The sequence below is a fragment of the Litchfieldia alkalitelluris genome, assembly GCF_002019645.1.
GTDB lineage: Bacteria > Bacillota > Bacilli > Bacillales > Bacillaceae_L > Litchfieldia > Litchfieldia alkalitelluris.
The window spans coordinates 4,419,608-4,435,133 of sequence record NZ_KV917374.1 but is presented as its reverse complement, the minus strand read 5'-3'; the positions used below and the strand labels follow the sequence as shown (position 1 = coordinate 4,435,133).

The 15,526-nt window shown below is 36.2% G+C and carries 17 protein-coding genes; 14 read left to right on the top strand and 3 right to left on the bottom strand.

Annotation, left to right across the window (positions count from 1 at the left end; genetic code table 11):
• Positions 1-60: 60 nt before the first annotated feature.
• Complete coding sequence (locus tag BK579_RS20895; protein WP_078550742.1) at positions 61-2,145, bottom strand: transglycosylase domain-containing protein; 2,085 nt, start codon at positions 2,143-2,145, stop codon at positions 61-63.
• 217 nt (positions 2,146-2,362) lie between these two features.
• Here BK579_RS20895 and BK579_RS20890 point away from each other — a divergent pair, with 217 nt between their 5' ends.
• A complete protein-coding gene (locus tag BK579_RS20890; protein ID WP_235848497.1) occupies positions 2,363-3,553 on the top strand; it encodes a SpoIID/LytB domain-containing protein in 1,191 nt (396 codons plus the stop codon).
• A 67-nt stretch (positions 3,554-3,620) separates the two neighbouring features.
• Here BK579_RS20890 and BK579_RS20885 read toward each other — a convergent pair whose 3' ends face one another.
• Positions 3,621-4,739 carry a metallophosphoesterase gene (locus BK579_RS20885; protein WP_078548836.1) on the bottom strand — a complete coding sequence of 373 codons (1,119 nt, stop codon included), beginning with the start codon at positions 4,737-4,739 and terminating at the stop codon, positions 3,621-3,623.
• Between the two features lie 183 nt (positions 4,740-4,922).
• On the opposite strand from BK579_RS20885, the gene BK579_RS20880 reads away from it, so the two are divergent.
• From BK579_RS20880 to BK579_RS20855, 5 genes are all read left to right on the top strand, one after another.
• Positions 4,923-5,375, top strand: a complete 453-nt coding sequence (locus BK579_RS20880; RefSeq protein WP_078548834.1) for a MarR family winged helix-turn-helix transcriptional regulator — start codon at positions 4,923-4,925, stop codon at positions 5,373-5,375.
• A complete protein-coding gene (locus BK579_RS20875; RefSeq protein ID WP_078548833.1) occupies positions 5,368-6,216 on the top strand; it encodes an SDR family oxidoreductase in 849 nt (282 codons plus the stop codon). The genes BK579_RS20880 and BK579_RS20875 overlap by 8 nt, the downstream gene beginning before the upstream one ends.
• Positions 6,217-6,288: 72 nt before the next feature.
• On the top strand, positions 6,289-6,903 hold the full coding sequence (locus BK579_RS20870; RefSeq protein WP_078548832.1) for a flavin reductase family protein: 615 nt from the start codon (positions 6,289-6,291) through the stop codon (positions 6,901-6,903).
• Positions 6,904-7,032: 129 nt separating this feature from the next.
• A complete protein-coding gene (wrbA, locus tag BK579_RS20865) occupies positions 7,033-7,644 on the top strand; it encodes an NAD(P)H:quinone oxidoreductase (RefSeq protein ID WP_204524791.1) in 612 nt (203 codons plus the stop codon).
• Between the two features lie 1,088 nt (positions 7,645-8,732).
• Positions 8,733-9,218 (top strand): DinB family protein, encoded by a 486-nt coding sequence (locus BK579_RS20855; protein WP_169891210.1) that lies wholly within the window; start codon positions 8,733-8,735, stop codon positions 9,216-9,218.
• Positions 9,219-9,284: 66 nt separating this feature from the next.
• On the opposite strand, the gene rluF is transcribed toward BK579_RS20855, so the two are convergent.
• Positions 9,285-9,989, bottom strand: coding sequence for a 23S rRNA pseudouridine(2604) synthase RluF (gene rluF / locus BK579_RS20850; protein WP_078548827.1), 705 nt, complete (start codon positions 9,987-9,989; stop codon positions 9,285-9,287).
• A 192-nt stretch (positions 9,990-10,181) separates the two neighbouring features.
• On the opposite strand from rluF, the gene BK579_RS20845 reads away from it, so the two are divergent.
• From BK579_RS20845 to BK579_RS20810, 8 genes are all read left to right on the top strand, one after another.
• Positions 10,182-11,153, top strand: a complete 972-nt coding sequence (locus BK579_RS20845; RefSeq protein ID WP_078548825.1) for a ring-cleaving dioxygenase — start codon at positions 10,182-10,184, stop codon at positions 11,151-11,153.
• Positions 11,154-11,329: 176 nt separating this feature from the next.
• Positions 11,330-12,049 carry a YebC/PmpR family DNA-binding transcriptional regulator gene (locus BK579_RS20840; RefSeq protein WP_078548822.1) on the top strand — a complete coding sequence of 240 codons (720 nt, stop codon included), beginning with the start codon at positions 11,330-11,332 and terminating at the stop codon, positions 12,047-12,049.
• 167 nt (positions 12,050-12,216) lie between these two features.
• The gene (locus BK579_RS20835; protein WP_204524746.1) at positions 12,217-13,095 is read left to right on the top strand and encodes a tyrosine-type recombinase/integrase; all 879 of its coding nucleotides are present in this window, start codon (positions 12,217-12,219) and stop codon (positions 13,093-13,095) included.
• Positions 13,096-13,443: 348 nt separating this feature from the next.
• Complete coding sequence (locus BK579_RS20830) at positions 13,444-13,818, top strand: hypothetical protein (RefSeq protein WP_078548820.1); 375 nt, start codon at positions 13,444-13,446, stop codon at positions 13,816-13,818.
• Positions 13,819-13,968: 150 nt separating this feature from the next.
• Positions 13,969-14,319, top strand: coding sequence for an HNH endonuclease (locus tag BK579_RS20825; RefSeq protein WP_169891209.1), 351 nt, complete (start codon positions 13,969-13,971; stop codon positions 14,317-14,319).
• Positions 14,320-14,426: 107 nt separating this feature from the next.
• Positions 14,427-14,720, top strand: coding sequence for a hypothetical protein (locus BK579_RS20820; protein ID WP_078548818.1), 294 nt, complete (start codon positions 14,427-14,429; stop codon positions 14,718-14,720).
• Positions 14,671-14,868 (top strand): HNH endonuclease, encoded by a 198-nt coding sequence (locus BK579_RS27125; RefSeq protein WP_078548817.1) that lies wholly within the window; start codon positions 14,671-14,673, stop codon positions 14,866-14,868. Before BK579_RS20820 ends, BK579_RS27125 begins: the two co-directional genes overlap by 50 nt.
• A 129-nt stretch (positions 14,869-14,997) precedes the next feature.
• A complete protein-coding gene (locus tag BK579_RS20810) occupies positions 14,998-15,492 on the top strand; it encodes a hypothetical protein (protein ID WP_078548816.1) in 495 nt (164 codons plus the stop codon).
• The last annotated feature ends 34 nt before the right edge of the window (positions 15,493-15,526 follow it).

The window sequence follows — 15,526 nt, the reverse complement described above, 5'->3', positions numbered from 1 at the left end:
CTCTGTAAAATAAAAGAAAAACATTACAAAAAGAAGGGTGGAATAATTTTCACCCTTCTATTATTTAAAAGAATTAATTAGACTAGTAATTTTGTCTTCAATAAATTTCACATCTTGTTTTGCTTGTTCCAATACTTGCTTCCACTTCGAGCTTTCCTCTTTTAACTTTTGCTCAAGCTCTGCAGCCTTTTCTTGTACTTGTTCTTTGTTCAGACTTAATCGTGGTTTTGCTTCTACTCCTGCCAGCTGATCATTTATCGACACTTCTTCAAATTCACCAGGCTCCACATACTTAACAGCTTGTTCGATGATACCTTTAAATAAAGGAACCACCGTATCAGAACTACTTCCTTTTAAATAATGCTCTCTGTCGGTCTGGTCAAAGCCCAACCACACGGCTCCAACAAGATTTGAGGTATAACCTACAAACCATTGATCTTTAGTGCCATTTACATCATTATATGGAAGCTGAGTGGAACCAGTTTTACCTGCAATTTGAATACCCTCTATTTTTGTCGCTTTACCTGTGCCCGTTTCAACGACATTTAGTAGCATAGAAGTCATTTCATTTGCTATTTTTTTTGTGGTGACCTTGACCGTTTTCACCTTTCGTTCAGCGATGATATTACCCGTCGGCCCAACAATTTTAGTAATTAAATGACTCTCATTTCTGTTACCATCATTAGCAAAGGTTGAGTAACTTTCTGCAAGTTGAAGTGGTGATATGCCCTTATGCATACCTCCTAGTGCAATTGCTAAGTGCTCATCTTCTGTTGTATATGAAATCCCAAAACGTTTAAGCGACTGTAGCCCTTTATCCAACCCAATCTCTTCTAATAATCGAACCGCTGGTAAATTCAATGAGTCTTGAAGGGCGATATACATTGGAACTTTACCTTGATAAGTGTTGGATGAGTTTTTAGGTGTATATTCTTCAAATGTTTTCGGTTCATCAAGTAACATAGAATCGAAATGATAGCCAGATTCCAAGGCGGGGGTATATACAGTTATGGGCTTTAGAGTTGAGCCTGGTTGTTGTTTCATATGTGTCGCTCGGTTAAAGCCTCGAAAGACATAATCTCCACGGCCACCTACCAGACCTCTGACACCACCTGTTTGTGGATCTAGCAATACAGCACCACTTTGAACTAACACGCCATCTTTACCTGTTGGAAATCTCCAATCCTGCTTATATACTTTTTCCAAAGTAAACTGGAGATTTTGATCCATTTCTGTATATATTTGATATCCACGAGTGAAAATTTCATCCTGTGTTAATCCAAATTCATTAATTGCTTCATCAAGTACTGAATCCACATAGAAAGGATAGTCTCTTTCAATATTGCTTCCGCCACCATCTTCAAGGATGATGTTTTCTTTAAGTGCCTTTTTCAAATCTTGATCAGTAATATATCCAAGTTCATTCATTTTTGATAATACGACATCCCTACGGTTTATTGCCTTATCGAAGTTATTATACGGATTAAGGGCAGATGGTGCTTGAAGTAATCCAGCAAGTAGGGCACCTTCACTAATGGAGAGATCCTCAGCGTCACTGTTAAAATATTTTTTGGCCGCATGATTTATTCCCCATGCTCCACTTCCGAAGTACACTTGATTTAAATACATTTCAATAATTTCATCTTTTGAGAAATGTTTCTCAATTTCAACTGCTAAAAACAACTCTTCAATTTTTCTTTTATATGATCTTTCGGGAGAGAGCAATGCATTTTTCGTAAGCTGTTGTGTAATTGTGCTCCCACCGCCAGTAATTCTCCCGGAAAAAAGATTCTTAAAGAAAGCTCTTGAAATCCCCTTTATATCAAATCCATTATGATTGTAAAAACGTTGATCTTCAATAGCGATAACTGCTTTTGCTATATGATCAGGAACTTCATCAATTGAAATTCCATTTGTCCGATTTGTAGATAAATGTGTTGCCACATCACCGTCCTTATCAAAAATGACAGTAGATTGGTTTAATCCATCCTTTAGGGATTGTACATTTGCTGTGCTTGCCATATATGCAAAAAATAGCATGGTTGCTAAAATAGTAACAAAAAATATCAACAAAAAGATTTTAGTCAGATGTTGTTCTTTCCAAAATCGAATAATAAAATTCTTTATTTTTTTCAAAAAGTCCATTTGTTGCTCCATTTCTAAAGTGATAACGAGATAGTTTATTTTTATCATGAAAACTGAAAAACTTCTATTAATATTTTTGCAAATCGAAGAGTAGCTTCAAAATAAACAAAACATATTAATTGAGATAAACGTGCAAAGTATGAATATGAGATATTTAATACTTCCAATCATAATAATATGTTCACTGTTTCTCCCTCTGCACATTGAGGCAGAAGAAATGGTAAAAGTAAAATTAGTTAAGGACTTGGGTGAAACAAATGAAATTACATTCAAGATACATGGTGAGTATCTAACACTTGATGAAAGTATTTCAATTAAAGAAGGAGAGGAATATCGTTTAGTTCTGAAAAGAGGAATATTTTACTTGAAAAGTAAACATGAGGAGCAGCAAATTAACGGTTCGTTTCAGTTAATTCCAAATGTGTATGATACGGAGCATTATATTACTATTAATGATAAACCGTATTTGGGTGTGGTTGAATTTCTACAAGAAAAAAATTCCTACATTAGACCAGTGAATCAGCTTCCTTTAGAGGACTACCTAAAAGGAGTTGTTCCTTTTGAAGTTTTTCCAGCTTGGTCTCTTGAAAGCTTAAAGGCACAAGCATTAGCAGCAAGAACCTACGCCTTCATTCAAATGAATCAGGACATGGATGATACGATTAAGTATCAAGTATATGGCGGTTTTAGCTGGGACAAAAAAACAACTCAAGCTGTAGAAGAAACAAAGGGTGAAATCATTACTTTTGAAAACAAACCGATTCCAGCCTTTTATTCGGCAAGTAATGGCGGAATAACAGAGAGCAACGCAAATGTCTGGGGAGGAGATCCAAAAGTCTATTATCCCGTAAAAATAGATCCTTTTGATCCGGTACAACCGTGGGAGTTTATGCTTCATCGAAATCAACTTCAAATTGAAGGTATTGATTGGGATCATCCAACAGCTTGGGATGATTTAGTTGAGATGGATGATCGAATTGCAGGGACGATGAAATCCTATTTAAAAAAGAATGGATACCTTGGAGAAATCAAAATCGTTGGAATAACCCATTTAGCAATAGATGAAGACACAAACGCATCAGGTCGAACGAAAAAAGGGTCAGTCACAGTGGAGTTTTTCCACCGTCTATTTGATGGGACGATTATGTTAGAGCAGTTTAAATTAGAGGATGTAAATATCAATAAAATTCGCCCAATGATTGGTGGAGATATTTTTAGGAGTTATTTAGTGGATTCTTTAGAAGAAAAAGACGACTTTTATATTATGAAGGGTAGAGGGTATGGACATGGCGTTGGAATGAGTCAATGGGGAGCAAGTGTAATGGGTGAAAGAGGGAAAAGTTATAAAGCGATTTTACAGCATTATTTTCCAGAAACAGAAATAATGGAGATAGGTGAAATTAAATAGTCCATATTGTCAAAGAAAAAATGCTTGGCCCATGTGGCAAGCATTTTTTGTTATAAATCCTTTTCTATTAGTTAAAATTCACATCAATGATGACAATTTCCGACCTACTGCCCAGACGAATCGGTGGCCCCCAAAAACCAAACCCTGAAGAAACAATGGCATGTAGTTGATTTTTTTGTAAATAACCCCAATCAAGCTCAAAGATTTTGCGTGTAATCAAATGGTTAGGAGCCATCTGGCCACGATGAGTGTGTCCAGATAAAATTAAATCTACTCCTTCATGCATGGCTTCATTTAGTTGAGAAGGTTGGTGGTCCATCATAATAATTGGTTTTGAATGATTTATTGTTGGGTGGGCTAGTAGCTCTTTGATCGTCAACCGTTGTTTATCGGTTTTATCTTTTCTTCCAATTAAATAGAAGCTCTCCTTTATCTGAATTACATCATCAGTTAAGATGTCGATATTTATCTTTTCCATTTCCTTCATAAAAGTAGGAATAGCTCTACCGTAGTATTCATGGTTGCCAAGAACACCATAAATACCTAGAGGTGCATGTAATTCACTTAAGATTTTTCCAAACCCTTTTTTTATAAATGGAATAGGGTCATCATCAATGATATCTCCTGGTAAAAGAATTATATCTGGCTTTTCATTATTTATTATTTTAACAAGTCTTCTTGCATGTTTCTTATCCGAAAGTGTTCCAAAATGCATATCAGAAGCCATGGCAATCCTTAGTTTAAAAATTGCTTCAGTTGTTTTATTGATCTTAATTTGATAATTCCTTACTACAGGACTGTATGCGTTAAAGGTGCCTACTCCAAAAATGAGAAGGAATACGATAAGGGTCACATGGCCTGTCCATAAGATGGCAGTTTCAGTTGGAATAGAAAAAGCTACTGAAATTAATACGGATATATTAGCTATGGGAAATAAGATAACAGCGTACTGTATGATCGCCATCCAAATTGATCCTATTGTATGGAAGATGGACAGAAACTTAACAAAACGACCGATTATATATGCGTATGAAAATAGGAAAATTAGAACGATAAATGGGTAAAGGAAATCGAAAGAGATAGCGACTCGTAGATAATGCCAAACATTCCAGCCTATATAAAAAATGAGTAGATGGAATAAAGTGAGAACTACCAAAAAGCTTAAGATTGCTTTAATCTTATTCATAAAATCCCCTTATTTCGTTAGTCTGTTCTTCAAAATGTACCACAACCAGATTGAATTTGGCTATTTTTTGTCTAAGTCGTGAATTACATCCTGTTTTTTATCAATCTTTTTTAATGGCAGTTGATGGGGACATTGAAGGTGCTTTATAATTTAGTTAGTACACTAACTAAATGAGGCGAACTGATGAATAACAATATAGGGTATTTATTACAACTAAATGCAAAGCTATTAAGATTTAAGTTAACAAAGAGGCTCGAAGACAAACAGATTACCACCACTCAATGGGGAGTTATCAAAGATTTGCATATTCAAGACCACTTAAAATCTCCACCTAATCATTACAAAGCGGCTTCGATAGCAAGTAGATTAGATATGGATAAACCAACAATATCGGGAGTCCTTAAACGTTTGGAGGATAAGGGGCTCATCAATAGGAAGTTGCACCCTACTGATAAAAGAGCTCAGCTCATTGAATTGAGTTCTTCTGCCGTTGAGTATATTCCTCTATTAGAAAAAGTAAGTGATGACACTGTTAATGATGGGCTTAAGGGGTTCACTGAAGCTGAAAAGGAAGCATTAATAGGTTTTTTAGAGAGAATAGGAGATAATCTAAAAGGAGAAGAGATTGATGAGTAAATCGAAAATTCTTGTTACAGGTGCAACCGGAAATATAGGGAAATATGTTGTGGAAGAATTAATAAATCGCAATGAAAAGGTTTTAGCTGCAGCTTTCACGGAAAGGCAATCGGAGGAAAAGGTGGAATGGGTTTCATTTGATTTTACTAATCCTACGACATTTGATTCAGCACTTGAAGAGGTTGACCGCGTTTTTCTAATTCGTCCACCTCAGCTAGCAAAGCCACAAAAGGATATGAAGCCTTTTTTATTAAAAGTAAAAGAAAAAGGAATTCGTCACATTGTTTTCGTTTCTTTAATGGGTGTTGAACGAAATCGTGTTGTTCCACATCGGAAAATAGAAGATTTAATAAAAGAACTTGAAATCCCATATACTTTTCTAAGACCAAGTTTCTTTATGCAAAACTTAAATACAACCCACCGTGACGATATCAAACTTCGTGATGAATTATATATGCCGGTTGGTAAAGCAAGGACGAGCTTTATTGATACGAGAGACATTGCATCTGTAGCTTCCATTTGTCTAACCGAAGAAGATCATCTAAATAAAGCGTACACATTAACAGGAAGTGAAGCTCTGGATTATTACGAAGTCTCTAACATCCTTACAAATGTATTAGGAAGAACAATTACTTATAGAAATCCAGGTTTTTTTGAGTTTAGAAGAACAATCATTAAAAGAGGTACCAGAAAAGATTTTGCAAACGTAATGACCATGTTATATGCAATTACTAAGATGGGGACAGCTGAAAAAGTAACAGAAGAGACACAAAACCTACTGAATAGAGAACCCATTAAGTTTGAAGAGTATGCAAAAGATTTTAAACATCATTGGATGTGATAACTTTGAACCGGTGGTAACATGAGCCTAAGGTTGAAAAGTAAGATTAACGTTTAAGAGGAGTGCTTGTATTTGGTTTCAATTAATTCGGAAGATATCTCAGAAAGAGATAGCTATAAGCTAATGATTGGAAGTATTATTCCTAGACCTATTGCATTTGTGACAACCTTATCAGAGAGTAATACGTTAAATGGTGCACCATTTAGCTATTTTAATATTGTTTCATCGAATCCTCCCATGATTTCACTTTCCATTCAACGAAGTGGAGATGGCAAGCAAAAAGACACGGCCAGAAATATTTTAAATAAAAAGGAATTTGTCGTTCATATTGTTGATGAAGATAATGTTGATCAAATAAATATCACTGCTGCAAGCCTTCCTCCAGAGCAAAGTGAAGTAACTCTCGCAAAACTAACTCCTATTCCAAGCACGAAAATAGAGATACCTGGAGTGGTGGAAGCTAAGGTCAGGTTAGAATGTATTCTTGATCAGGCTATTGAGCTAGGAGGAAGAGAGCAAAAGCCTGGTTGCGATTTTGTCATAGGAAGAGTCGTTCAGTTTCATATTGATGATACAGTTTATGAAAATGGTCGAGTGAATCAAGCAAGATTAGGAGCGGTTAGTCGCCTAGCTGGAAACGATTATGCAAAAATTGGAGAGGTTTTTACCATCGAGAGGCCAAAATAATGAATAGGAAGTTGAAAAATTGGGTAACTAGATGGTGTACCCAATTTTCTTATTTTCAAAAGATGTGTTTAAGGTATTCTACAAGGTAAACACTAGATAGGTATTTATTTCATGAAAAAGGAGTTTTGAATAATGACCGTAAAATTAGCAGTTATTTATTACAGTTCAACAGGTACAAATTATAAGTTGGCTCAGTGGGCAGAGGAGGCAGGAAAGGAAGCGGGTGCTGAGGTAAAGCTAAGAAAAGTTCCTGAAACAGCTCCACAAGAAGCGATTGAATCCAACCCACATTGGAAAGCTCACATAGAGGCAACTAAGGATGTTCCTGAAGTGACATTAGATGATCTTGATGAAGCTGATGCAATCATCTTCAGTGTGCCAACCCGTTTTGGTAACATGCCTAGCCAAATGAAACAATTTTTAGATACTGCTGGAGGCCTTTGGTTTCATGGAAAACTTGTTAATAAGGTAGTAAGTGCGATGACTTCTGCACAAAACCCCCATGGCGGCCAAGAGGCAACATTATTATCATTATATACGACAATGTATCATTGGGGAGCAATCGTTGCCACACCGGGTTATACAGATCCGGTAACATTCGAAGCTGGTGGGAATCCATATGGGACGAGTGTGACAGTTACTCAAGATGGTAATATGGTTGAGAATGTGGAAGCAGCTGTCAAACATCAAGCGAAGCGTACGATTACGATTGCTGAGTATGTAAAAAAAGGAAGTCAGTAATATTTTTATAAGGGTTATCTCAGGGGGAATTTGCCTCAGAGATGACCTCTTTTTGTTGCTTTAGCTTCCGTTGCTTTGTCGCTTCAAGGTTTGGACAGCTTCGGGTCTTAGAGGGTCGAACCTGTCCGAAGTTGCGTGGGGTTCGGACAGCTTTTGGTCTCAGCGGATCGAACCTGTCCGAAGTCGTGCGGGGTTCGGACAGCTTTTGGTCTAAGAGGATCGAACCTGTCCGAAGTCGTGCTGGGTTCGGACAGCTTTTGGTCTCAGAAGATTGAAGCTGTCCGAAGTTGCTCGGGGTTCGGACAACTTTAGGTCACAGAGGGTCGAACCTGTCCGAAGTTGTTCAGGGTTCGGACAGCTTTTGGTCTCAGAAGATTGAAGCTGTCCGAAGTTGCTCGGGGTTCGGACAACTTTAGGTCACAGAGGGTCGAACCTGTCCGAAGTTGTTCAGGGTTCGGACAGCTTTTAGTCTAAGAGGATCGAAGTTGTCCGAAGTCGTGCTGGGTTCGGACAGCTTTTGGTCTCAGAGGATCGAAGTTGTCCGAAGTCGTGCTGGGTTCGGACAGCTTTTGGTCACAGAGAATCGAAGTTGTCCGAAGTCGTGCTGGGTTCGGACAGCTTTTGGTCTCAGAGGATTGAAGTTGTCCGAAGTTGCTCGGGGTTCGGACAGCTTTTGGTCTCAGAGGATTGAAGTTGTCCGAAGTTGCTCGGGGTTCGGACAGCTTTTAGTCTAAGAGGATCGAACTTGTCCGAAGTCGTGCTGGGAGGATCGGACAGCTTTGAGTCACAAAGGATCGAACCTGTCCAAAGTCAACCCAAGTTCGGACAGCTTTTCCTCTCACAAAGGACCGAACCTGTCCCGAAAAATGATCCAAGTCTAGCATCTATTTTTCTTAGAGTCTATTTCCCTCCGAGGAACCGGGAATGTGATAAAAGTAAAAACGAGCATGGAATCCTTTAGAAGAAGGGTTAACCTAAAAATCGAAATAACTTATTCTCCCCAAGAACAAATTATTTCTCTCTACTATACATATATAACGATCGAAAAATAATATAATTTAAATAACCAATCAAGGAGAGTGATAGAGTTGGAACAAATTAAGGAAATAAGAGAGCAGTTGTTAAATGAAGTTAAAGGATTGTCAAATGAACAACTTAATCAAAAGGAGAATTCAGATGAGTGGAGCATTATGGAGATTCTTGAACATTTACATTTGATAGAGGAAACCGCAAGCAAAGCAATACAAGAATCTCTTTCAGAAACAACACATAATACTCCCACAAGCGAAAAACCAATTCAGTTTACAACAAACCGACGCCATAAAGTTAAAGCTCCAGCAAATCTTGTTCCATCAGGTAACTATGTAACTATAGATGAAATGGAACAAAGATTAACTACATCTCGTAGTAACTTAATAGATATAATAAGTAAACCATCAGGACAAGAACTAACGCAAAAATCATACCCACATCCGATATTTGGAGATTTAATCTTAACCCAATGGGTTGAATTCCTTGGCTTGCATGAATTACGCCACCTCGAACAAATTAAAGAAATAAAGGAATCTTTATAAACAAAAAGGTAAAGTGAAGTGGTGAATTTCACTTACCTTTTTTAGAACGTATCTCAGTAATAGTTACTATCGCTTGGGTTCATACCTTAGACTCTTAAACAATTCAGCTAATTCCCTCTCAGTTAAATCTTTCCATTTTCCTATTTTTAAATCATTTAAGTGTATATTCATGACCCGAATTCTTTGAAGTTTTCTAACTTCATATCCTAACTGTGAACACATTCTACGAATTTGACGATTTAATCCTTGCGTTAATATAATCCGAAATACGTATTTAGATTCCTTATAGATTTTACAGGGAAGAGTCACTGTGTCTAAAATTTCTACACCTTCTGACATCTTCTTCAAAAAGTCAGGAGTGATCGGCTTGTCCACTGTCACAATATATTCTTTTTCATGCTTACCTTCTGCACGTAATACCTTGTTAACGATATCTCCATCATTTGTTAACAAAATCAGTCCATCCGAATCCTTATCCAATCTTCCTATTGGAAAAATTCGTAATGGGTGGTTTACAAAATCAACAATATTCCCTTTTATATGCCGTTCAGTTGTGGAGGTGATTCCCACTGGCTTATTTAATGCGATATAAACAAGCTTTGGCTTAGATTTAATCGGTTTATTATCAACCCGAACATCATCATCTGGCTGTACTTGACTTCCTGGTTCAGCTAACTTTCCATTGATTGTCACTCTTTTAGCCTCAACCCACTTATCAGCTTCTCTTCTTGAGCAAATTCCAGTTTCACTAATAAATTTATTTATCCTCAAAACAAAACACCACCTAAGTAGTTATGTATTTCTGCAGTATGTTCATACATCTTTGCAAATTATACCCGAAAGAGGTGGGAATTGACAAAGTGTATACTATCATTTAAAATTATCTTGAATTCGAGATATTATTAATAATCAAAATTAATTATATATAAAATAGGGTGGAAGTAAAAAGAAAGGATGATTATTATGAAATTACTTGGTTTACACCATGTTTCAATTTTAACCGGAAAAGCAGAAAAAAACTTTCATTTTTATACGAAAATTCTGGGGATGAGACTAGTAAAAAAGACAGTTAATCAAGATAACACGGAGTCATATCATTTGTTTTATGGTGATGCCAAAGGGAATCCAGGGACTGAAATTACCTTTTTCGATATTCCTCATCTTGGTCAAACACGCCCAGGGATAAACAGTATTTCTTCTACTTCTCTTAGAGTGAGAAACTCTGAAGCACTTCAATATTGGGAAAATCGTTTAGACCAATTTGGGATCAATCATTGGGGAATTGAAAAAAGAGCCAACCGTGAATCACTAGCTTTTCAAGATTATGACGGTACGAATGTCATTTTAGTGGCAGATAATGATGAAATGGGTGTAGCAGCAGGAGAACCATGGGATCAAACAGATGTACCTGCTGAGCACGCAATTATTGGTTTAGGTCCTGTCATGTTAACTGTCCCAATTGCAGAGCCAACGGTTCGTGTATTAACAGAAGTAATGGGATTCAGACATGTTGGAACATATCCATCACTCGCTGGGGACTACAAAGACATCGAAGTTTATGCTACCGGTGAGGGTGGCTCGGGAGCTGAAGTTCATATAGAAGTAAGACCAGATCTTCCAAGAGAAAGACCAGGAAGAGGAAGCATCCATCATGTTGCATTCCGAATCCCTAATGAAGAAGAGTTCCAGCAATGGGTTACGCGTATAAAGGAAAGTGGGTTAATGAATTCAGGTGAGGTGGAAAGATACTATTTTAAAGCCTTATATTTCAGAGAACCTAATCATATTTTATTTGAATTATCAACAGATACACCAGGGTTTGCAGCAGATGAACCTCTTGAAACATTAGGTGAAAGCCTTGCACTACCACCATTTTTAGAACCAAAGAGAGAACAAATTGAAGCGAAACTAAGACCTTTAGACTTAGAATTGTAACAATTTAGAGACATGCACTCTTAAGAAGAATGCATGTCTTTTGATATTTAGGTTAAGTATTCAAAAATAGGGATGTTCTGTTATAATAGAAATCGTGAATTAACAGTTATTTTGAAGAAGTGTGTAAAACACTTTAATTGCATATTATTTATAGGATCGAAAGAGAGTGGAACAGTATGGGGCGTAAGTGGAATAATATTAAAGAAAAGAAAGCGTCAAAGGATGCAAATACGAGTCGTATTTATGCAAAGTTTGGTCGTGAAATTTATGTTGTGGCTAAGCAAGGGGAACCAAACCCAGAAGCTAACCAAGCATTAAAAGTGGTACTAGAGCGTGCTAAAACTTATAATGTTCCTCGGGCAATCATTGATCGCGCACTTGAAAAAGCAAAAGGTGGATCTGAGGAAAGTTATGATGAGTTACGTTATGAAGGTTTCGGACCAAATGGATCAATGATCATTGTTGATGCATTAACAAATAACGTAAACAGAACGGCTTCTGACGTTCGTGCTGCCTTTGGGAAAAATGGTGGTAACATGGGTGTAAGTGGATCTGTAGCCTATATGTTTGACGCAACAGCTGTTATTGGTGTAGAAGGAAAATCTGCAGATGAAGTACTTGAAATCTTGATGGAGGCAGATGTTGATGCTCGTGATCTTCTTGAAGAAGATGAAGCAGTTATTGTTTATGCTGAGCCTGATCAATTTCATGCGGTTCAAGAAGCATTTAAAAATGCAGGAATTACTGACTTCACAGTAGCAGAGTTAACGATGCTGGCTCAAAATGATGTTGAGCTACCCGGGGATGCACAAGCTCAATTTGAAAAGTTAATTGATGCTTTAGAAGACTTAGATGATGTTCGTCAAGTATACCATAATGTGGATTTAAGTGAATAAAACAAGCAACTTTGCAGTATCAACGTTTTTGACACTTATATTTAAGTGGCTATCATAAAAAAATGCGTTATTTATGATATACATTCAAACTTAAAACGTAATTGATTATGATATATGTTTCTCTCATGGATTGAATTGTAAATTCATAACGGGAGGAACATTTTTTTATGCTTTTAACTGATTTACACAAAGAATTTATGTTTCACATTCAAGTGAAAAGTTATAGTCCACGTACTCAAAAAAGCTACAAGGACAATAACAGAAGGTTTTTAGCGTATCTTGAAAGTGAATACGAAATTGCAGAACTAGAAGAAATTAAATCATTACACATCAAACAATATGGAATGATGTTATCCAAAAAAGGTCGAAAAGAAACTTATATCAACAGCATTTACAAGTGTGTTCGTAGCTTTTTTAAGTATTGTGTAGATGAAGGTTATATATTACAAAAACACAATCCATGTTTAAATGTTCAATGGATGAAGGAGCCAATCGTCACTATTAAATCATTTACGTCTCAAGAAATTAGAGGAATGGTTGAGGCTTATAAAATGACAACTTACATTGAAGCCAGAAACAAATTAGTTATCATGATGTTTGCTGATACTGGGATAAGAAATCTGGAGTTATGTCACTTAATGAAAAGCAACGTAGGTGAAACAACCATTAAAATTGTGGGTAAAGGGAATAAAGAGCGTTATTTACCGATATCTCCGGCACTCAAAAAGTATCTGATTAAATATGACCGTATTCGTGAGCAATATTTAAAAGATGATTATCGAGGGCATGATAATTTGTTTTTATCATATAGGGGCAAACCATTAACAGTGGAAGCAGTAGAACGTATTGTAAAAATCGCTGGTGAACGTGCTGGCATTACAAGAGAAATTCGTATATCACCACATACAATACGCCATACTTACGCCCAGTTGATGTTACAAAACGGTTGTGATGTATATAGCTTATCGAGGGTGTTAGGGCATGAAGATATCTCGATTACTAAGCGTTATTTACAATCCTGCAAGATGAACAAGTTATGGAATTAAGCATTAAAAGTAGTCCACTAATGAATTTGAAATAAAAATAAGGGGGCTTTCACAATGTGAAAGTCCTTTTTAACTTGGGAAAAAATATTGCATTTTAACATGATTCAATGTTCTGTTAACATCTTCAATGGCTTTGATGTTTATATCTACTTGAGGATTCTGCTCATTTGCCACGTATAACGGTGATTGCTATTGTGTTCTTCCAGTCACAACTGCTTTCGACGAATTTAGAATAAAAAAGGGGAAATACAATCAGCATAAAACTTTATTAAGGGAAGCTGGTTTAATTCATTGTGAAGAACAGGAAGAAAAGAAATCTGGTTTCGCTTCTAACATCACTTACACACCTTGGGATATCTGGGTAACACAAAATGGATTTATTCTGAAGGTGAATGGATTATCGAACCATCAATCGAAAACTTCTACAATCCTACAGATATTGTAAAAGTTCGGCCATCAATCAGAATGACTAAAGAAGAAGTTAAATCAGATGATGAAGAAATCATTGCTGAATTTAATTCATTAATGAAAGATGTGAAATCCATTTCTGTTAAATTTCATAAAAAAGGTCGTATGCCTGAATTAGAAGCAGTGGCAACAGTATTTTACGGAAAAGGCAAAAAAATTTCTACTGCTACAATTGATGATATGGAAATTATCAAACAAGCGTATGAAAAACTATTGGAAGTTTATGGGGAAGAAGAGGAGATGCCTGACCTATAAAAACTTATATTCAACTAGAATCAACATCATATAGCCAAACAATCAAATAATTAATAGGGAGGGTGAGCGCTGAACGTACTCGCTCTTTTTATATTCAATCAAATCAAATCAAGTGAGCAAAGCAAAATTATTCACTTGGAGATGAATCAATTGGAAGAATGGAAATTAACTTTAGAAAGTAAAAGGAAGATTTATTATGTGTCCGATGAAGGACAAGTTAAAAGTATTAACAAAAGGAATAAAAATGAAAGATTGCTTAAGTTCGGTAATAATGGTCATGATTATTCCTTTATAAAAGTTGATGGGAAAAATTATCGAGTACACATTCTTGTTGCTAAAGCTTTTATCCCAAATCATGATAATAAGCCAGAAGTTAATCATATTGACAGAAACAGAAGGAATAACAAGGTAATCAATCTCGAATGGTGTACCCACCAAGAAAACATGAATCATGCTAAAGAAATGAGAGTGAAAGAAAAAATCAAGAGTTCCTACAATTAACAGCTTACGATTAATTAGGACATACCTTTGTTTGGGTATGTCTTTTCTTTTTAAACGCACCAGTGATACGAGCAAATGGTTATAGAAAATAAATGGAGGTATATTTCATGGAAGAAATGAATGAAAAAAGAAAAGGACAAAGACTAAAATTCTGCAATTGTGGGAAGGTAATTCCGCTTACGGAAGAATGTGAATGTAAAAAAGAAGCCGCTCGATTACGAAATAAAAGACGTGTTCAAATGAAACCTGAAGAAAAGAAATTCTTTAATTCTAAAAGTTGGAAATATACAAGGTTGAGTGTGATTAAGCGTGATGGTGGCTACTGTCAAAGGTGTTTGATTAAATACAACTTTGTCACAACCCAACAATTTACAAGTACATCACATAAAGCCACGTATTAAATACAATGGCACTAATGGTTATCCTGATTTAAGGTTCGAACCAAGTAACTTGATTACTTTATGCCAATCATGTAATACACATTTTCAAACAAGAGAGCAACTAGACTTTGATTGGGAAGTTCCTGAAGATGATATGCCAGTGTTGTAATGACGCTGGCCTGATATATTACCTATCCCCTAGACTACCCATTTTTATCCTGAGGTAGGTGTCAAGAGACTGAGGTGTCCTTGGTGTAAAAAAAAATTTTCCCTAAAAAAATTTTAAGGAGTGATATTCATGGGGAGATTAGCAAAACCAGTAAATCAAATGAGCATGAAAATGTCAAAAGATGAGCGGGCTACACGAAAAAAAATGGAAGATAAATATGTAACGAACAAAACAAATCCAAAAGCATCTCCGATATTAAATAAAACGGAAAGAAAAATCTTCAATAATTTAAAAAATCAAAACGAAAATTTCACTGTTGCAGATTCTGATAGTTTGAACATGTTGGCGCAGTATTTACATATGTGGAACAGAATCAAACAAGCTGCAAATGATTTAGATATCGCAGATGAAAGAACACCTGACCTTGAGAGACGAATGATTGCTATTGATAAACAAAGCAGTCAACATATGACTGCTTTATGTATACCTCTTAGTCAACGTTTAAGACTAGCAAACGATATGACGAAGGTAATGATTGAAGAAAAGAAATTGGCGCAAATGAATGGAGATGGAAAACAAGTTAACCCGCTTCTTGAATTGTTGGCTGAGATTGATGATGATTAATCAATGGTTATGGATTAGTTGAAGATGGTTATCA